Below are 20,917 nucleotides of genomic sequence, written 5' to 3'. Positions count from 1 at the left end.
CGTCTGCTTCTAATTTTGCTTTCGCATCAGCGTCTGCTTTGGCTTTTGCATCTGCTTCTAATTTAGCTTTTGCATCAGAGTCTGCTTTAACTTTGGCGTCAGCATCAGCTTTTGCTTTGGCCTCTTCCGATAATTTTGCACGAGCGTCAGCATCGGCTTTTGCTTTGGCGTCTGCTTCTAATTTTGCTTTCGCATCAGCGTCTGCTTTGGCTTTTGCATCTGCAACAAGTTTCGCTTTAGCGTCTGCTTCTAATTTAGCTTTAGCTTCTGCTTCCAATTTAGCTTTGGCGTCAGCATCAGCTTTAACTTTGGCCTCTTCCGATAATTTTGCTCGAGCATCAGCATCGGCTTTTGCTTTGGCGTCAGCAGAAAGTTTCGCTTTAGCGTCTGCTTCTAATTTTGCTTTGGCATCGGTATCTGCTTTGACTTTTGCAGCTGCTGCCAATTTCGCGTCAGCATCTGCTTTAGCTTTAGCGTTGGCAGCTAGTCTCGCTTTTGCATCAGCATCTGCCTTAGCTTTGGCAGCTGCTGCTAATTTAGCTTTGGCTGCAGCATCGGCTTTTGCTTTAGCATCTGCTAATGCTTTTGCATCTGGTACAACTGCCACAGGTGGTTTTGCAACAACTGGTGCTGGTGTTGGTTTCACTTTAGCATCGGCGATTGCCTTCGCTTTGGCGGCAGCATCAGCAGCAATTTTTTCTCTTTTAAATCGATTTTCTTCGAACAATGCTTTGGCTTTAGCAGCATTCTCCAACCTCGTTTGTGCAAGTGCATCAGCCGTCGCTCTTGCATCTGCTATTGCTTTTTCTCTGGCTGCTTTCAGCTCATTCTCTCTCTGAATATCCGCATCTGATTTAACCGTAGGTTTTACAACAGCTTTTGAAGGTGCAGCTCTCCTGTCTTCAGCAGCTGGGATTATAGCTCCTTCATCCTCGTCATCATCGCTATAATCACTTTTGAATTTGTAAGCCAAAACTAATTCATGCGAAGGTCCAAACTGTGAAAAGCTACCTAATGCTTTTTCATAATTATACTCTAATGCGATTCTTGGAGTTACATTCATTCCAATTCCCCCTGAAACTCCATGAAAACTATTGTAACCAGCTTGTGCCCAGACTCCTTTTGGAATACTGAACATTACTAATCCCGAAACAATAGTCTGCTCTTTTTTACTTTCAGCACGAATCAGTCCTGAAAATTTGCTTCTGTCAAAAAAACCATAACTATCAATAAATCCGGTATACATTAAGTGTGCTTGTATGCTGCGAGATGGATCGTCTTGAACTAAATTGGAACTTTGAAGATTATATAGAACTGCATTTTTTACAGCCAATCCAAAATCAAAAAAAGCATTTCCATAATTGATCCCCGGGCTTAAAGTAAAAAGAGAATTAGAAGGTATTGTTTCTAAAGTTGGATCTGGATAATTGGTAACGACCTTTCCGGTATTAATGCCACTTTTATAAAAACCTAAATTAACACCAAAAGTAAGGTTACTGTCTTGGTCCAAATATACATTTTGTGCAAAATTGGCTACTCCACCAAAAGTCGTAAGTACCCCATAATTTTGTTGGAAAACGCCCAATGATACGCCTTGATTTTCTCTAAAGCGACCGGAATAACTTACTAAATACGTTTGAGGAGCATTGTCAAACTGAACCCATTCTCTTTTGTTGAAAAGTGTAATATATGAGTTTTGTTCTCTAGCAAAACTAAAGGCGGGATTTAATAAAAATTTATTAAACCTCATCGAATTTCTAACGGGTATGTCAAATGAAGCTACTCCCCCTTCTTGAGAGTAGAGCGCCTGTAGTGAACAGAAAAAAAAAACAAAAATTAAAAACCTACTTTTCATACTACTTGACTACGGTGATAGAACCTTTTTTTACTTTATTGTCTGTTGTTGTAATTATATAATAATAAATGGGATTCACAGACTTAAAATCAAGTTCGTTCTCCGGCCAATTATTCTGATAATTATTTGTTTGTAAAGCAACTTCGCCTCTAGAATTTAATAACACAATTTCTGTGTTTGATCCGCTTACATACTCTTGTGGTAAAATCCAAGTATCGTTTACGCCATCATTATTTGGGCTTATATAATTTGGAATTAAAACTACATTGGGATCTACAAACGGAAATTTGATTTCAAAGGGGAGTGTTTTTTGGGATACACAACCTGATGTTTGTTTGATAACAACCGTATAATTGCCTTCTTGGGTAACATCCAAAGTATTGGTGGTTGCTCCGGCAATTATAGTACTGTTTCGATACCATTCAAAAACAGGATTAACCGCGTTAGTTGTAGCGATAACCGTTTTTGTTTCGCCTTCATTTATAATTGTTGTAGCAGAAACGTTTAAAGAACTGGTAAATGGTACGTCTTCTAGAGTTATAGTAGGTGTCGAACTACAGCTACCAAAATCAACCTTTACAGAATATTGTCCCGCTGTACTTGTTTGATATTGTTGACTTGTTGCACCCGAAATAGCTACACCATCTTTAAACCATTGGTACGTATTTCCAGTTTGCGTGCTCAGTGTTGTTGGACCTGTTGACGGGCAAAAAGGATTTCCTTTACTAGAAGTTATAGTGGTTGTAACTCCCGTAGCTTCAGAAACTGTGACTCTGTTTGAGTAGGAATCAGAAGTACATGTTCCGTAATTAGTCTCAACGTAATAACGTCCAGGTTGGTTTACAGTTAAACTTGCTGTAGTAGCAATTGGAACTAAACTCGGTTCTTTAAACCATTTAAAAGTTAGTGAAGGATATTTTAATGGAGAATCGTTTGTTCCTGTACCTGGATTGTCTATCCTTAAAACCAATGATCCTCCAGTACAATAAGTTGCAGTTCCATTGAAATTATTGATAGTAAATTGTGAATCTTGAATTTTATAGTACGCAGCAAAAATATTAGATAATTGACTTGTAGCAGCTGGAGCTGTACTTCTAACACGTAATTGATAGAGTTCGCCAGCCGTATTAGTAGGAACTGAAAAAACAAACGTTCTAGAAGTTGGGGTAGCTGTTAGCGGCTTCTCAGTATAATTCAGCGCTATGGGAGTACCAAAATTTCCAGCTGGATCTGAAAGTTCTAAAATGAACTGATTCGTGGATCCCAAGGAACCCGCAGGTGAGAATGAGAAACTAACTTCAAAAGTATTAAAACTAGGATTAGCACAAATTTGGCTAAACCCTAGGGAGGGTTTGCCAATGGATACTTGTGCACGTAATGAAACAGTCGATGGAAAAACCACCAAAATAAAAAAAATAATATATTTATTTAAAATGGCAGTGGGGCTACATTTCATACCTTATTATAAAATCAATATTTAAGATGCTTACTCATCAATTTAATAACATACAATCTATTTTGATGCTGTAAATTTTGATATTTGTAAGCGGAAATCTGGCTTTTTCTCGTTAGAAAAATCAATAAATGTCTCCGAATTATTTGTGTTTGAAAAATAATTATTGAAAGCAGGTTGTCCGTAATGACTTTCTAAATCGTCGTTATTAGAGTTGTCAACTGTAAAAATGTTGCCTTTACAATTATTGATATGCAATGCATCTAATTTAATCTTATTAAGATTTTCAGAATTAATTTGTATGTTGCTATCTAACAAGATTGCCGGTTTAAAACCCGAAATCACTGTTTTTTTACATTGTAAAGTTGTATTTTCAGCTACATAAATAGCCTCTTTTACCAAACCTGACTCAATATCAGCAACAATACTTGTACTATTGTTCACCAAAGTTAAATTGGTTGCTACAACAAATGTTTGTTTCTTAGCTAAATCAACTTCCTCTTTTTTATCATAGGATGCTATGTCTAAACATCTTGAACCTAATTTACTGGATAGAAATGAAGAACGAACCGCTAAAGAATTAGTAATTCTACATTGTGCTCCAAAATTAAATCTGTAATCATCATTACTCGATTTAAAAGACACCATTTGGCTCATATTAAGATCACCACCATATACTTCAACTGAATGTCCACCAGAAAAACTAACCATTACATTTTCAATAACCGTTTTGTTTCCAGCTCCAGCTATCAATAATGAATTTAGATTTCCACCACCGTTGGCTAATTTAGCTCCAGCAAACTCTATTCTCATGTATCGTAAAATACCAGATGAGCTAGACGCATTCAATCCACCATAAGCAGTTAACAATGGATTTAAATAAGAATTAGCAGGACTAACCGATGCTACGCCTCCCCATTTATTGATTGGCGCATCTCCTAAAATTATTATTCCACCCCAATCCCCTGCTTTCTTTAAACTTCTATTTGAAGTAAAAACGATAGGATCTGTTTCTAAACCATCTGCTATTATTGAAGCTCCTTTAGTAATTACCAAAGTACCTTTGGTTTCAAAGTCTCCAATAATTACAGTTCCTGGCTCAATAGTTAAAACGGCATTGTTAGTTACATAAACATTACCTTGAATCAAGTATATGTTTCTCTTTAACAACTTAGTATTTACTGAAATGTTCCCAGCTAGTATTTGATTCGCCTCACCATATTCTACTTTGTTAGGTTTAAATTCGGTCCAATTATTCAACCAATTATTCAAACCTGTAATCCCTTTTTCTTGTTGTGCATTCGCATTGAAAAATACCAAAAGAAATATTGCTATTGTTTGAGTTATTTTTTTCATTGGATGTAAAAATTAAATTAATAAATTATTTAATTGAATTGAAACCTTAGACCTTAAGCCTACAAACCTTCAAATTCGTGTAATGATTTTAATGTGCTTTCATAAAATAGAATTGCTGATATCAAGGTGTTTTTATCTGAATAAGGCAACATTTTTCTTTGAAAGTCTTCTGTTTGTGTTATAAATCCAGTAGTACTAGCTGTTTGTGCTTCCATCGTTTTCCTGTTTTCAGCATCGTTAGGTATACCTAGATCTGCAATAGTAACCCCTGGAGTTTTAGCCAAAGCAATATTTGGTAAAATTTTTGTCAAAACTCTAAAACGCTCCGTATACAATTCTAAAAGTTGTCCTTTTTGCATGCCTTTCAATTCATCTAACTCGTGGTATTTTCTAATTGCAGCATCTCTGCTTATGATACTCTGAACAACAACTTTATTTTGAGAAAACCCTACGCTTGCGGTACTTAAAAAAATACTTAAAAAAACAATATTTGCCTTCATAATCTGAACTTTAAAATTAGTAGTATGCTCCAAAACTAAGCAATAAAACCAAAATAAAAAACATTTACTGTTAATTATTTTAACTAAAAAAACGCTGCAAATGGAAAAATAAAAGTAAATGGTCGACAAAACAAGCAGTTAGTCGGTTTTTTTTATTTTTACCTAAAATAAAAAAAATAAAAAAATGTAAGATTTATTAATGTAAAAAATACCAAAAAAAAACAATATAAATTCAAAATAATGAACCTAAAGTACTGTTAATAAATTATTTAAGACTTTTGATTTTGGTTTTATTTCATACAAAAAAAAGCACAAAATAAAAGAATAAAAAATAAGATATTACTTCATAAAGTAAAAATTTAACAGTGAGATAAAAACAAATAAATTTACAATTAACAAACTATTTACTGTAGCTATAAACTGATATTTGTAAAGCTTTTAGAATCATTTTAATGACTATTTTTAAACTTAATTCACTTTTAAAATCTAAAGTTTACGAAAATAAATGCAGAAAACACCATTCTTTTTACTAATTATTCACTATTTTATTCAACTCTTTTCAACAAAAAAAATAGCGTTTTACCATTATATTATTGATGCCTAAATCTACCTAAATTTGTCAAAGCGGCACTTAATTTGACACTTATGACTAACTAAAATTTAGGTAGCCGTTCACACTCGTTTTTACTTCTATAAAACACTAATTTAATGCAATCCACAAAAATATGAAAGCAATTCTCATAATTTAAAGCAGACATTTTATAAGCTGTTTGTCTATAAACTTTGCCCTATAAAAATTTTAGACTAAACCATTTTCTTCTATCTTTGCTTCATGCTATTTTCAGAAATTTTAGGACAAGAACATATTAAAAGTCATTTGACAAAAAGTGCTGATCTAGGAAGAATTCCACATGCACAATTGTTTATTGGACCGGAAGGAAGTGGCACTTTACCAATGGCTATCGCCTATGCACAATATATTATTTGCAACAATCAAAATGCAGAAAACGATAGTACTAACCCTGCTTGCAACATTAAATTCCTAAAAACAGCGCATCCTGATTTGCATTTTATTTACCCAACCGTAAGTACCGAAGATGTAAAAACAAAACCAAAAAGCATTGATTTCATAAGAGAATGGCGCGAATTTCTAGAGCAAAATCCGTATGCTGGCCTATTTGATTGGTATCAAATATTAGGTGTTAAAAATAAACAAGGAGAGATCCGGGTAGATGACGCGCAAGAAATTTTAAAATCACTTGCTTTAAAATCCTATGAAGGTGGCTATAAGGTAATGATTATCTGGATGGCAGATAAATTGAATACCGCTGCCGCTAATAAATTATTAAAATTATTGGAAGAACCTACAGAGAAAACGGTATTCATTCTTATCTCAGAAAACGAGGAAGATATCATTCAAACCATTCGCTCTCGATGCCAAGTGCTTCATTTCAATGGATTACCCGAAGCCGATATCGCCGACGCCTTAGTTTCGAAAAAAAATATTGATCCAAAAATAGCCTTGAAAATAGCACATCAAGCACAAGGAAATTTCAACAAAGCACTGCAATTACTACAACCCGATAGCGAATCTGTTTTTTTTGAAAAATGGTTTGTTGACTGGGTTAGAGCAGCATTTAGGGCAAAAGGAAATGCGGCCGCGATTCAAGATTTGATTCTGTGGAGTGAACAAATAGCGGGTTTAGGAAGAGAAACCCAAAAGAAGTTTCTACATTTTTGTATCGAAATGTTTCGCCAAGCGCTTTTGTTAAATTATCAAACACCAAGCTTAGTCTACATGGAACCTCAAGTGGAGAAATTTGAACTAGGGAAATTTGCTCCATTTGTAAATAACAACAATATCAATGCTATTTTTACAGAACTTTCGGAGGCTATGTATCACATTGAGCGCAACGGGAACGCCAAAATTATTTTAACCGATTTATCTATAAAACTTACTCGATTAATTCATAAAAAATAAAAAAATGAACAACATTACCTCTATCTTAATCTTAATTTTCTTGGCCATTACTTTTTTACAATCTGGATACGACAAACTATTTTATTGGAAAGACAATATCGATTGGTTAAAAGGCCACTTTGCAAAGACACCTTTAAAAAATCAAGTCCCATTAGCTTTGGCTAATATTTTGATTCTAGAATTGATTTCCGGAATTTTATGTGTGGTAGGTTGTATCCAATTATTAATTAACAACGGAAGGGTTTTTGGTTTCTACGGCGCCGTTTTTTCTTGTGTTACCTTATTGATGTTACTATTTGGCCAGCGCCTTGCCAAAGATTATGATGGCGCAAGAACCATTGTGATTTATTTTATCCCCGCAATACTAGCTGTGTATTGGTTGAATTAAACTCATTATATTGAATAATACTATCTTACTTTTTATTTTAAAAATATGAATCCAAAATATCCTTCTGAATCCTTAACAATACTCACTGATTTAGTTTTACCAAGTGAAACAAACCCTTTGAATAATCTTTTTGGCGGTGAATTATTAGCCCGAATGGATCGCGCAGCAAGTATTGCAGCAAGAAGACATTCCCGAAGAATAGTTGTAACAGCATCTGTAAATCACGTGGCATTTAACAGAGCCATTCCACTAGGAAGTGTGGTTACGGTCGAAGCCAAAGTTTCCCGCTCTTTCAAAAGTTCGATGGAAATCTATATTGATATTTGGGTAGAAGACCGTGAATCTGGAAACAAAACTAAAGCCAACGAAGCCATTTATACTTTTGTCGCAGTTGATGATACGGGAAGACCTGTTGAAGTACCGCAAATTATACCTGAAACTGAACTAGAAAAACAACGTTTTGAAGCAGCCTTGAGACGCAAACAATTGAGTTTAGTGCTTGCCGGGAAACTCAACCCTCAGGATGCAACGGAACTGAAAGCTTTGTTCACTTAAATCGCATTATTGACTTGTAATTTTTAATTTAAAATATTATTGAAAGAGAAAATTTTGATTAAAAAAAGAAGTATTTTTACGTAAATAAATGATGTTACACAATTGACATATTAGGACAACTAGTCCTACTGTCAGTTTCTTAGAGTTATAAAACAATACAAATAGATGAAAGAAAAGGTAAAAGAGAAGATGAGTACAGAAAAAGAATCCAAATTAAAAGCGCTACAACTTACGCTTGACAAACTCGACAAAACCTACGGGAAAGGTACGGTTATGAAAATGGGTGACAAAGCCATTGAAGAAGTAGAAACTATTTCATCTGGATCTTTAGGGATTGATTTAGCCCTTGGAGTTGGTGGATATCCACGAGGACGAATCATTGAAATTTACGGTCCAGAGTCTTCTGGAAAAACAACCTTGACACTTCACGCCATTGCCGAGGCACAAAAAGCAGGAGGAATTGCAGCTTTTATTGATGCAGAACACGCATTTGACAGAAATTATGCTGAAAAATTAGGTGTAGATATAGAAAACTTGATCATTTCACAACCTGATAACGGGGAACAAGCTCTTGAAATCGCAGAGAATTTAATTCGTTCAGGAGCAATCGATATTGTAGTTATTGACTCGGTTGCAGCTTTGACTCCTAAAAGTGAAATTGAGGGAGAAATGGGAGATTCTAAAATGGGTCTTCACGCGCGTTTGATGTCGCAAGCATTACGTAAATTAACTGGAACCATTAGTAAAACACATTGTACGGTATTCTTCATTAACCAATTAAGAGAAAAAATTGGGGTCATGTTTGGAAATCCAGAAACAACAACCGGAGGAAATGCTTTGAAATTTTATGCCTCAGTTCGTTTAGATATTCGTCGTTCTACTCAAATTAAAGATGGTGACAACGTACTTGGAAATAGAACTAAAGTAAAAGTCGTAAAAAACAAAGTAGCTCCACCATTTAAAATCGCTGAATTTGACATCATGTATGGTGAAGGAATTTCAAAAACAGGGGAGATTTTAGATCTTGCTGTAGAATTTGAAATCATCAAAAAGGCAGGATCTTGGTTCAGTTATGGCGAAACCAAATTAGGACAAGGCCGAGATGCTGTTAAATCATTGATCAAAGACAATCCGGAATTGGCAGATGAATTAGAAGAAAAAATTAAAGCTAGAATAAAAGAATTAGCTGAAGCATAACCCTTAAAACCCGATATTCTCGGGTTTTTTTTATGAATAACGCAACCTTTTTTATAATTAGTCATCCAATACTAAAATTGTTTTTAATTCTTAAAAACGAACCGAATAGTAACTTTAAAACTAGTACAAATGAAAAAATTTATTTTACTCACTTTTATTTTATTGACTTTAATAAGTTGTAGCGCAGAGAATGACCAACCTAATTACAGTTATGAAGTCAATCCAATAGACAGCTTCATCATTCCTACCACTTTTAAATTAGGAGAAACGTACGAAATCACATTAAAATTTACAAGACCTACAGAATGCCACTTCTATCAAGGGATTTATTACAGTAAAGACTTGAATACAAGAACCATCGCTATTCAAACTGCCGTTGATAAAGATCAAGCTTGTGTACAGACTGTACCAGCACAATCAGAAGTTACTTTTAAATTTTATGTAACCAATACCGGTTCGTATATTTTTAAATTTTATAAAGGAAAAGACGCCAATGGTGTCAACCAATTTGAAGAAGTAGAAGTGCCCGTTACCAACTAACTAATAGTCCAAAATCTGTGGGATTAGATCAAATAATTGCTGATTGTAAAAAAAAATGCCCTAAGGCACAAGAGCAACTTTACCATCTATTTTCTAAGAAATTATTTGGTGTTTGCTTAAAATACTCTAGCAATTATGCCGATGCCCAAGACAACCTGCAAGATGGTTTTATACTTATTTTTGACAAAATCGAACAGTTTACTTTTAAAGGTTCTTTTGAAGGTTGGGCAAAGAAAGTAATGATTAATAATGCGCTTCAAAAATTTAGAGGTGTACGCTATATGGAGGTTATCAACGAGGCTATTATTGAGGAAAATGTCGAAGTTGAAGACGAAAACATCTCAATTGATTATCTACTGCAAATCATTCAAGAGTTACCAGATCAATATAGATTAGTATTCAGCCTCTATGTGCTCGACGGTTATTCTCACAAGGAAGTTGCTCAAATGTTACAAATTACCACTGGCACAACAAAGTCAAATCTCGCTAGAGCCCGAGCTATTTTGAAAGAAAAAATAGACCATCACACTAAAATCAAAACAAATTCACAGGCACAATGAACGACAAGAAAAACATAGATCGGTTGTTTCAAGAACGCTTCAAAGATTTTGAATCAGAGCCCAGCGAACAAACATGGGCGAACATTCAATTGGCTTTAAAAGAAAAAGATAAGGACAAAAAACGCATTCCTTTTTGGATAAAAACATCTGGTATTGCGGCCACCATCCTTCTAGGCGTATTTGCATGGTATACCGCTACCAAAAATGACTTTCAAAAAAATGTGGTTATAGAAACGAAAGTGATCAAAAATTCGTTCGACAGCACGGATTCTGTTACTCGTTCAACAAAAAAAGAGCGCAATCCTTTAGAAATAAATAGAATTCCTCAAGTTATAGTGAACACCATTAAAACTGCGAAAAAAAATGAAAAAAATAATACACCGCCTGACCAATTTAAAATCAATTCGCACCAAGAAAAAAATCAAAAATCTGCTGTTGTTTATTTCCAAAAAAATCATTCACAGATAAATCAAACCAATTCAATAGCAGAGGACAACAACCGTTTACAGAAAAATCAAGTACTAGAAAATAACACTCAAAATCTGCCTTTCGGCAAAAGTGACGCTGCAGATGTCCCGCGCATATCGATTGCAGCAATTGATGAAACCCATCAATCTGAGCTGTCCTTAAAAACCACAAACGAACTAGAAGAAATTCTTAAAAACAAATCTGAGTCCGAAAAGGAATATATCGCACTAAAACCGAATAAAAAATGGCACATTACACCCAATGTTGCGGCAGTGTATTTAAATCCCAATTCAGGCGGTTCTGCCATTGACCCTCAATTTTTAGAAAATCAAAAAACAGCCGAAAACAGCTTAAGTTTCGGAATTGGTATAACGTATGCTATTTCTAAAAAAATAGCTTTACGAAGCGGAATTAGCAGGTTGTCGCTAGGATACAACACCAATAACGTCGTGTATACAACGGGATTGGTCAACAACAACCTTACCAATATACGGTATTCATCAAAAGCCTTAATTGAAATTAAAAATGCAGCATCGCTTACTTCGCTAACACCTTTTGAAAAAGACCTACAGAAAACAAATACGGGTGCTATCAATCAAAAAATGGGATATTATGAAATCCCATTGGAAGTTTCCTATACCGTGTTAGACAAAAAATTTGGCATTAACCTTATTGGAGGTGTAAGTACATTATTTCTCAGCCAGAATAAAATAGCGTTAGTTTCCTCAGAAACCAACATGAATTTAGGCGAAGCAAACAATTTAAATCGGATTCATTTTAGTACAAATGTGGGACTTGGATTTAGATACAAAATACTAGAATCATTTCAAATCAATGTAGAACCGATGCTAAAGTACCAAGTGAATACATTTTCAAATAACTCAGGAGGCTTTACACCGTTATTTATTGGACTATATTCTGGGGTTAGTTATAGCTTTTAATTGGATTTGAATCGAAAGCAACTAACTGATTGTAAATTATGTCACGAACATCCTCTCGAATTTTTTTGCGATCAACGCCTGTTTTACCTAAAGTATCAACATGATCATGCATTTTGACACGCATAATACCGGGGCTTCCGCTGAAAAAAGTATAAGAAAATCGCTTTTTATTATCGGCAAACGAGATGGGAACAATCGGAATTTGATGTTCAATCGCTAATCGGAAAGCACCATCTTTAAAAGTATCTAAAAGTATCGATTCATCATCAGGAACTCCGCCTTCTGGGAAAATACAAATGCTTAAACCTTGATTAATTCTTTTTTGCGCCCGATCAAAAACTTCCATTCTGCTTTTTGTAGAACCTCTGTCAACCAAGATGCAGGTTCTTTTGTAGAAAAACCCAAACAAAGGAATTTTTGAAAGCTCTTTTTTGCCTACAAAAACAAAAGGATTCCTAGTTATAGCAAGCATCAACATAATATCAGCCATAGAAGTATGATTGGCCACAATCATGTAACTTTTTTGGTACTGCATTTCCTGATCTTTATCTATTTTATAGTAAAAACCCATACCAAAAAGAATGAATTTTGCCCAAATACGAGCCATCTTAAAAAAATAAGGATAGCCGCTTTCAGTCAAAATAGACAGCACCAAAAAAGGAAACATTACCAATATGGGAATGGCCATTAAAATATAAAACCACACACGCCACAGTACCCAAAAAATAATTTTTAATCCTTTCATAGGTTCAAAAGTAAGAAATCGAAGGCGAATAATAATAAAAGAATTTGCTTTGGAAATCTACCTATTAGAAAAACTTTACAATCGTTGCGAACTTTGCGAAAATCTTTGCGAACTTTGCGGTTAAGAAAAAAGAAATAATGGCAAAAATACTTACCGGCGTTCAAAGTACCGGAACACCACATTTAGGAAACTTACTTGGCGCAATTATCCCCGCAATAGCATTATCCAATAAACCCGAAAACGAATCCTTTCTTTTCATTGCTGATTTACACTCGATAACGCAGATCAAAAACGGAGAAACCCTACGAACCAATACCTACAGCACTGCCGCAGCTTGGTTGGCTTGTGGCTTAGATGTAAATAAAGTGGTTTTCTACAGACAATCTGATGTGCCACAAACAGCGGAATTGTCTTGGTATTTAAGTTGTTTTTTCCCTTTTCAACGCTTAACCTTGGCGCATTCGTTTAAAGATAAAGCCGATAGATTGGAAGATGTAAACGCTGGACTGTTTTCGTATCCAATGCTGATGGCGGCCGATATTTTATTATACGATGCGGAATTTGTCCCTGTAGGTAAAGACCAATTACAGCATTTAGAAATCACTCGTGATGTAGCGTCACGTTTCAACCACCAAATGGGTGAAACCTTTGTACTTCCCGAAGCTAAAATTCAGGAAGACAGCATGCTTATTCCGGGTACCAATGGCGGAAAAATGAGTAAATCAGCCAATAATATTATCAATATATTCCTGGATGATAAATCCTTGCGCAAACAAGTCATGAGCATTGAAACCGACAGCACACCACTTGAAGATCCTAAAAATCCAGATACTTGTAATGCGTTTGCTATTTATTCTTTATTGGCTACAGAGGAACAAATTGCAGCTATGAAAGCACTTTACCTTGGCGGAAATTACGGTTACGGTCACGCTAAGCAAGCCCTGTATGAATTAATTTGTGAAACTTTTAAAACCGAAAGAGAAAAATACAAGTATTTCATGAACAACCTTCCTGAAGTGGATGGCTTGTTGAAAATAGGTGCTGGAAAAGCTTCGGCTATTGCCAATGGCGTGTTAGGAAGAGTGAGAGAAAAATTGGGTTTTGAGGTGTAACAAACTTATTTTTTAAAACATATAAGTCATGTAGGTTTTTTATAGTTTTATTTCTATTTCATGAAAGCTTAAATGACTTATATATTAAAATCAAAGCGCCTCAAAGAATTTCTAGCTCCGATTCAGGATTATTTTAAATAGGAAAAGCAGACTCTCCTATTGTTGATGTTATGAATTAGAATATTTTTTTAAAATACAATGAATGTTGAGTTCGATAAAGTTGGAACGGCATGTAGAAATGGGTGCGAAGTCAGAGACATTCGCACAGCAGCTAGTTCTAATAGCATTTTTTTCTAAAAAAGAATACTTCGGAGAGTGGGGTTCGAAATATAATTAACTTTCTAAAATAACCGCAGATTCGCAGATTATAGTATTTTTTAATCAGCGAATCTGCGGTGCAATACAATATAAAATGGCTCGAAGTCACAGAGGTTCGTACAGCAACCAGCAGTGTTAAAGAATTTTTTTTTAGAATACTTCGAGCAGCTGGAGTTTTTTAGTTAACAAAAGTATCGAAGAATAGTATAAGTAAAATACAACGTCATCTGTTTTCGTAGAGGGGTGATTTAATACTAAATGGTAGATTGTAACATATTAAAATGTTTTAATATATTTACCGGACTTAATCCAATTTAATGAAAAAAAAATACCTTCTAAAGAATAGAATTATTATAGTTCTATCTCTAACCTTTTTTATATTTAGCGTAAAGGCGCAAGTTGTAAAATTAGATATTAATGGTAATTTCACTATTCAAGGAAACAACTCCACTTATTGGAAATACAGATACAAAGTAACTGGAAGCAATGAAGAAATTTATTCAGCATTAATTTATTCAGCTAATATTTCAACGATTAAAATCAATCCATTTATTTCGTGGGATTTTAGCAGAAATTTTCATAGTATTTTTGCTCAACCTGGTGCGTGGGAAGACTATTTTACGATAAATTCAGATTATGCTGCTATTTCAAAATCTGTAGGATATAGTTTTAATTTTAATACTTCTGCTATAGCTGAAGGCTGGCGTGGGTATAGACTACAAAACACAACGGAAAACTCAAATAGTAATATTTTAGAAACCAACGTTTTGGCTAATGGTTCTACAGGTAAATCTGTATATATGGGATGGTACTATAACTATGGATTAATATTAGTATCGCCAAAATTAAATGATCTTGCAGCAGATAAAAAATTTTCAATATATGCTAATGGTTTTCAAGGAAACTATCCACTTGTTTTGGGTACAATTACTGATCCTTATGATGCTAATACTTTCCATCCATTAAAAACAGTGATGCTTACTGGAAGTACATTTAATAAAATAGAAGTTTTCTTAAATAATTATAACGGTCAAGATAAATACATCGCAATAAAAAATATGGGTGCTACTGGTGATATTTACCTAGATGATTTTAGCTATGATCAATCTGTAAATTGTTATGACAATACTAATTTAAGTGTGAGCAATGTCAGCGAAGAAAAGGCAATAGTAAATTTTAATGCAGATAATGCTCAAACTAGCTGGGAATTACATTTGAAAGACATCACACGTGATATTACACAAACAATTAATATTAGTACAAATAAGAACTATATACTTGAAAACTTAGTAGGCAATACAAACTATGAAGTAAAAATTAGGGCAAATTGCGCCCCTGGTTTATACTCAAACTGGACACCTGTCCAAACTTTTAGAACTTCATGCTCCACAATATCTAGTGGATATAAAACCTCTTTTTTGGAAACCCCTTTTTTTAATCCTTGTTGGACAAAATTAGAAAGTGGAGCTTCTATTGATCAAGCGCCATTAATAGGTCATACCCTGAAGCCAAGAACTGGAAGTAGATACATTAGCATGGTGAATAAAGTTACTTCTAACACACAAAAATCTTTCATTTTAACACCGTATATTACTGATTTAGATAATACAAAAAGAATTAAGTTTTTCTTAATCAGTGATGTTGATGGATCCGCTTATAACAAAAACTCCTTGACTATTGGAACGATGTCAAATCCAGATGATGCAGGTACATTTATAGCACTCAAAACTATTTTACCTACTGAAATGAATGAAATCAATGGCTACAAAACTAATGACTACTGGAAAGAACATATTGTTTATTTAGATAATTACAATGTCACTAATAATCATCATTATATTGCAATCAAACAAAATAATTTAGACTCCAATAGCTCTAGATTTAATATAGATGATTTTACATACGAGTCAACACCCTCGTGTAAAGAACCTGTAAATCTTAAACTAATAAAATCTGATTTTGAATCTGCAAAAATAAGTTGGGAAAACAACAATGCTCCAAACAATGGAGAATGGGAAATTCAATATGGAGTTTCTGGTTTTGCAATTGGAAACGGAATAACAATCTCTTGTACATCAACAGTATCCACAATAAGCAATTTATCTAGTTTTACAAATTATGACTTTTATGTAAGAAGCAAATGTGGAACTAATTATAGTAATTGGTCTGACAGAGGTGTTTTTAAAACAAAATGCACTGGAGTTACAACTGGATATGCCTACGATTTTGAAAATGATAGTTTTAATTTGACCACTTGTTGGTCACGAACAACGCCAGATATACAAGATAGATTTTATAGTCCAGACGCGTTTATAAATTATACTACACCACCATATGGAGGTTCATCTACTGCGCATTCTGGAACAAAATTAATGATGATTAATGGTTTTAAAAATAGTCCAGATGCACTAGTAAATGAAAAATCTATTTTAGTAACTCCGAGACTTCTAGATTTAAATAATGAACGAAAAATTTCTTTTTGGGCTTATGTTCCATCAAACAGTTATTCAACATTAACATCAATTCAAATTGGAACCTTGTCAGATCCTGAAGATTATAGCACTTTTGTTCCTTATGAAAGCATTACGACTGGATTTGCAATAAATCAATGGAAAAATTACTCTGTAGATTTTTCAAATTATAATGGAACTAATAAATTTATTGGCATAAGAATGTTTAATAGTAATACAAGTAATTATTTACTATTCATAGACGATTTTGTTTATACCGATAATCAATGTTCGCGGCCAAGCTCTTTGACAGCTGCGCAAAATGGTGTTAGCAGTGCTACGTTAAGTTGGAAAACAAACAATAATAATCCCATTAATTGTGAAATTGAATATGGACCAATAGGGTTTACACCCGGAACCGGTTCACTTTTAACAACTACAAGCTTACCGTTGGAAATACCTAATTTAAATGTAAACACTAAATACCAATATAGAGTTAGAAACATCTGCACTACTAATATTATAAATTGGAGTAATTTATATGAGTTTAAAATATCGTGTACAGTAAATGCTCCTTTTACAGAAAATTTTGATCAATATCCCGCCTCAAATGGATATCTTATTCCTAACTTTTGCTGGAGTACAAACGAAAATTCTAATGAGAATATTTATGCTGGTGTAGCTAGATATCATTTTACAAATTTTAATAGCTCACCACATTCAGGTTATTTTTACAATTCTAATAATGCAAGTAAACCGACTTACTTTATTTCTCCCTATTTAGGTGATTTTACTAATACGAAGCGAGTGAAATTTTGGATAAATAAAAATAATAGCAGTTCACCACAGGTTGTTACCGTTGGAACTTTGTCAAACCCCTTAGACTTAACGACATTCTCGCCGTATCAAATTTTAGATACTGATAATATGCCTGCTTATGGAAAAGAAATAAATGTAGATTTTACTAATTATATGGGAACAAATAACCATGTAGCCTTTAAATTAGCTGGCAGTGACTTTTCGAACACTTATAATATTGATGATTTTAGATATTTAGATCAAAACAACTGCATAGAACCAATTAATGTCCAGTTTTTAAACATCTCTAGTAATTCTGCATTAGTTAAATGGGACAATACTAATGGTGAGAATGTTGCTATAGAATATGGTATTACTGGGTTTACCATTGGAACAGGCATCACTGTTAACAGTAATTTAAATGAAATTTTAATTACAAATTTACAATCAACAACAAAATATGATTTCTATTTTAAAACTACTTGTAAGTCAGGAGAATCAATAATAGTAGGGCCTAAAAATTTTACAACCACATGTGATATAAAACAATTACCATGGATTGAAAATTTTAATAGTTTATCACAATATGGCAAAGATCTACTTCCGGCCTGTTTTAGCAGACTAGAAGGTGGAACTATTACTTCATATAACATTCCTTTTCTTTTAAATACTAATTCTTATTATGGAGATCACACCTTAAATGGAAATGGAGACAGCACTTATTTATGGATTAATAGCTTTTCTGGACCAAGTGGTTATACAGGAATTATATCTCCAACCTTTAATTTAAAAGCGGGAACTACTTATAGATTTAGTTTAGATGCTAGAAAATCTTACGAATATGATGCACAGAGTCTTCGCATATATGTCGGAAGAGGAAATATGATGCACTACATGGAAACAGAACTGAGCAGAATAGGCATATTAAGTGAATATAGATACAATTCTAATAGTTTTGTTTTTACACCTATCATCTCGGGCGATTATAGTTTTATTCTTCAAGCACGAGCTTCAGGAGCTACAAATATGATATTAGATAATTTTGAATTGAAAGAAGCTTATACAAACATTATTACAAATAACACTGAAATATTTGATTTTCAATATGGTGCAAACAATAAATTCATTTTAGAAAGCACTCAAAATAGTTTGGCCACAATTCAATCAGATGTAAATAATAATACAAATAAATTACTGAGAATGGCTGGATCTAACTCTTCGGCCGTTCCATGGGTGTCTAATCAAACCAACACTTGGCTTAATAACCAAAATAATATTACAAAAATTAATATGAAAATAAACGCCTCAGGAATGACGAGTTTATTTATGTCCTTCGATTTAAAGCAAACATTTAATGACAATAGTGATGAATCTATGTTTAGAGTAGTTGTAAACGGTAACGTCATTGGAGATGTACTAAAACCAAATTCAACGAGTTTAGATCCAATGAGTACACTACAATACGATTTAACACCTTATTTAGGCGGATCTATTTCTATTTCACTTCAGCATATTGGAAAATCATCAGTTAACATTGGTGATAACGCCTATTTAGATAATTTAAAATTTAACCAAACATCACTATTATCAATTAATGAAAATAATTTTATTGGACTCAAATATTATCCAAACCCTGTGTCTAATATTTTAAATATTGAAAATAATTTAATAATTAATAATATAGAAATCATATCAGTAACGGGTCAGTCAATTTTTAAACAAAGCTATAACACAAACAAAGTTAGTATTGACACAAAAAAATTATCTAATGGGATATATTTTGTAAAAATTACTTCAGAAGATAAAATTAAAGTTATTAAAATAATTGTCTCGTCATAAAAATTAATTAACAATTGTTTTTCTTAAGCAGGCGAATGCAATCTTAAGTTTGATGAGTTAATATAAAAAAATACAAACTGTTTGTTAACCCCGATCGTGCGCGGATATGTACTAAATTTCTCGGTTAAATAATGGATATATCTCTACTTACAACACCCCACTCACCGAAGTGTTACTATGAAAAGCTGCGCAAATGTCTCTGACTTTGCGCATTTTTTTTATACTTAAATAAACCCAGCCGCTCGAAGTGTTCTTTAAAAAAACTCCTAAAAACTGTGGGCTGCTGTGCGAATTTCACTTACTTCGCACCCATTCCAAAACCTTGATAAAAATACTGTAATGCAGAAGATAATTTTCTAGAATTGGATAAGGAAATAGACCTAACAGGTTTTAAAAACCTGTTAGGTCTAAACAAACCGTAGCGCTTGCAAAACGGATAATTCAAACAGCAGTATTACAAAACGTAGTTCCTATTTTTTTTTATGAAAACAAAACGTTCTCACCTAGCCCCGATGGTAGTGGAAATCCTCTTGTGCCAGGGTTTGGCATAAGAGATTGAAACGTACAGCGGGACAACTCGTGTGCTAGATAAAAATATGCTGCTCCTAGAAAAACACACGCATGATTTCTATGGACATACTTCTGCAATAACCTTTAAAAAAATTAGCGCGATTTTTAAGGCGCTGTTTTAACAAAAAACTCTCGATTGTCGCATTTATATTGCTTCGAATAATTTGCCGGGTAATGGCCTTATAACGCCTTTTAGTTCCATATTTAAGAGCATTCCTGAGATTTTGTAAATAGGGAAATCACAGCGCAAAGCAATAATATCCATCAGTTCTTTTCCGGTTTTAAGGAGGTAATCGTATACTTTTTGTTCGCCATCATCTAGGCTTACAAACAATTGTTTCTGTACGGGTTTAGATTCCTTTTGAATATCCCAATTCAAAATATAAATCAAATCCGCGGCAGTAGTCAAGACATTCGCTTTTTGGGTTTTTATCAGGTTATTGCAACCTTGGCTGTACTTGTCGGTCACGCGTCCTGGCACCGCAAAAACATCGCGGTTGTAATCATTGGCCATATTTGCCGTGATTAAGGAACCGCCTCTATCCGCTGATTCGATTACGATTGTCGCTTCAGACATCCCTGCAACGATTCTGTTTCTTCTAACAAAATTTTCTTTATCTGGATTGGATGAACTCCAAAACTCGGTCATAAAACCACCGTTCTGCTCGACTTTCGACACGTATTTTTTATGGGTTTTCGGGTAAATTTGGTTTAAACCGTGCGCCACCACTCCTATCGTCTGTAAATTATGTTCCATTGCGAGTTGGTGCGCAACAATATCAACACCATAAGCAAAACCACTCACGATTATAGGATCAAGCGGTGCTAAATCTTCGATCAGTTTTCGGCAAAATTCCGTTCCATACGAGGTAATTTGGCGCGTTCCTACAATGCTGATGATTCGTCTGTTTTTTAAATTGATATTTCCGGAGGTGAATAATAAAAGTGGACCATCAATACACTGTTTTAACCGTTCCGGATAATCTTCGTCCAGAAAATAAACTGCATTGATTTCATTCGATTTTATAAATTCCAGTTCTTGAGTTGCTTTTTCGAAAACGGATTTATCTCTTAAATTTTTCAGCAGCACACTACCAATTCCGTCAATAGCCGCTAGCGCTGAAGTCTTTGTAGTAAAGACCGCTTCGGCCGAACCACAATGCGTGAGCAGTTTTTTGGCCATAATATCGCCCACGCCTTCTATTCTTTGTAATGCCAATAAATAAAATAAATCCTGTTCCTTCATGCTAATTATTTGAACGTGAAATGTATAAATTTTTATGCGGATTGT

The 20,917-nt window shown here is 34.0% G+C and carries 15 protein-coding genes; 9 read left to right on the top strand and 6 right to left on the bottom strand.

Annotated elements, in window-relative coordinates; all coding sequences use genetic code 11:
- From AC061C_RS03360 to AC061C_RS03345, 4 genes are all read right to left on the bottom strand, one after another.
- Nucleotides 1-1,855 (bottom strand): PorP/SprF family type IX secretion system membrane protein (locus tag AC061C_RS03360; RefSeq protein WP_478290033.1); only part of this gene is annotated, 1,855 nt, incomplete at its 3' end.
- A 1-nt stretch (nucleotide 1,856) separates the two neighbouring features.
- Nucleotides 1,857-3,311 carry a T9SS type B sorting domain-containing protein gene (locus AC061C_RS03355; protein WP_478290032.1) on the bottom strand — a complete coding sequence of 485 codons (1,455 nt, stop codon included), beginning with the start codon at nucleotides 3,309-3,311 and terminating at the stop codon, nucleotides 1,857-1,859.
- Between the two features lie 57 nt (nucleotides 3,312-3,368).
- A complete protein-coding gene (locus AC061C_RS03350) occupies nucleotides 3,369-4,664 on the bottom strand; it encodes a beta-helix domain-containing protein (RefSeq protein WP_478290031.1) in 1,296 nt (431 codons plus the stop codon).
- A gap of 59 nt (nucleotides 4,665-4,723) precedes the next feature.
- Nucleotides 4,724-5,164 (bottom strand): hypothetical protein, encoded by a 441-nt coding sequence (locus AC061C_RS03345; protein ID WP_478290030.1) that lies wholly within the window; start codon nucleotides 5,162-5,164, stop codon nucleotides 4,724-4,726.
- 832 nt (nucleotides 5,165-5,996) lie between these two features.
- Between AC061C_RS03345 and AC061C_RS03340 the strand changes: the two genes are divergently transcribed.
- From AC061C_RS03340 to AC061C_RS03310, 7 genes are all read left to right on the top strand, one after another.
- Nucleotides 5,997-7,145 (top strand): DNA polymerase III subunit, encoded by a 1,149-nt coding sequence (locus tag AC061C_RS03340; RefSeq protein WP_478290029.1) that lies wholly within the window; start codon nucleotides 5,997-5,999, stop codon nucleotides 7,143-7,145.
- Between the two features lie 4 nt (nucleotides 7,146-7,149).
- Nucleotides 7,150-7,533, top strand: a complete 384-nt coding sequence (locus tag AC061C_RS03335; RefSeq protein ID WP_478290028.1) for a DoxX family membrane protein — start codon at nucleotides 7,150-7,152, stop codon at nucleotides 7,531-7,533.
- Nucleotides 7,534-7,578: 45 nt separating this feature from the next.
- On the top strand, nucleotides 7,579-8,088 hold the full coding sequence (locus tag AC061C_RS03330; protein WP_478290027.1) for an acyl-CoA thioesterase: 510 nt from the start codon (nucleotides 7,579-7,581) through the stop codon (nucleotides 8,086-8,088).
- Nucleotides 8,089-8,277: 189 nt separating this feature from the next.
- Nucleotides 8,278-9,285 (top strand): recombinase RecA, encoded by a 1,008-nt coding sequence (recA, locus tag AC061C_RS03325; protein WP_035674074.1) that lies wholly within the window; start codon nucleotides 8,278-8,280, stop codon nucleotides 9,283-9,285.
- Nucleotides 9,286-9,414: 129 nt separating this feature from the next.
- On the top strand, nucleotides 9,415-9,825 hold the full coding sequence (locus AC061C_RS03320; RefSeq protein WP_478290026.1) for a hypothetical protein: 411 nt from the start codon (nucleotides 9,415-9,417) through the stop codon (nucleotides 9,823-9,825).
- Between the two features lie 17 nt (nucleotides 9,826-9,842).
- Entirely contained in the window at nucleotides 9,843-10,385 is a 543-nt protein-coding gene (locus AC061C_RS03315; RefSeq protein ID WP_478290025.1) for an RNA polymerase sigma factor, read from the top strand.
- Complete coding sequence (locus tag AC061C_RS03310; protein ID WP_478290024.1) at nucleotides 10,382-11,794, top strand: hypothetical protein; 1,413 nt, start codon at nucleotides 10,382-10,384, stop codon at nucleotides 11,792-11,794. Before AC061C_RS03315 ends, AC061C_RS03310 begins: the two co-directional genes overlap by 4 nt.
- Here AC061C_RS03310 and AC061C_RS03305 read toward each other — a convergent pair.
- The gene (locus AC061C_RS03305) at nucleotides 11,778-12,539 is read right to left on the bottom strand and encodes a lysophospholipid acyltransferase family protein (protein ID WP_478290023.1); all 762 of its coding nucleotides are present in this window, start codon (nucleotides 12,537-12,539) and stop codon (nucleotides 11,778-11,780) included. The two genes, AC061C_RS03310 and AC061C_RS03305, sit on opposite strands and share 17 nt — an antisense overlap.
- Before the next feature lie 137 nt (nucleotides 12,540-12,676).
- On the opposite strand from AC061C_RS03305, the gene trpS reads away from it, so the two are divergent.
- Both trpS and AC061C_RS03295 read left to right on the top strand, forming a co-directional pair.
- Entirely contained in the window at nucleotides 12,677-13,651 is a 975-nt protein-coding gene (gene trpS, locus AC061C_RS03300) for a tryptophan--tRNA ligase (RefSeq protein ID WP_478290022.1), read from the top strand.
- Between the two features lie 635 nt (nucleotides 13,652-14,286).
- Complete coding sequence (locus AC061C_RS03295; RefSeq protein WP_478290021.1) at nucleotides 14,287-19,056, top strand: choice-of-anchor J domain-containing protein; 4,770 nt, start codon at nucleotides 14,287-14,289, stop codon at nucleotides 19,054-19,056.
- A 715-nt stretch (nucleotides 19,057-19,771) separates the two neighbouring features.
- Here AC061C_RS03295 and dprA read toward each other — a convergent pair.
- Nucleotides 19,772-20,872, bottom strand: coding sequence for a DNA-processing protein DprA (dprA, locus tag AC061C_RS03290; RefSeq protein WP_478290020.1), 1,101 nt, complete (start codon nucleotides 20,870-20,872; stop codon nucleotides 19,772-19,774).
- Between the last annotated feature and the right edge of the window lie 45 nt (nucleotides 20,873-20,917).

The sequence above is a fragment of the Flavobacterium sp. GNP010 genome (assembly GCF_056428945.1).
This window is presented reverse-complemented; position numbering and strand designations above follow the sequence as displayed.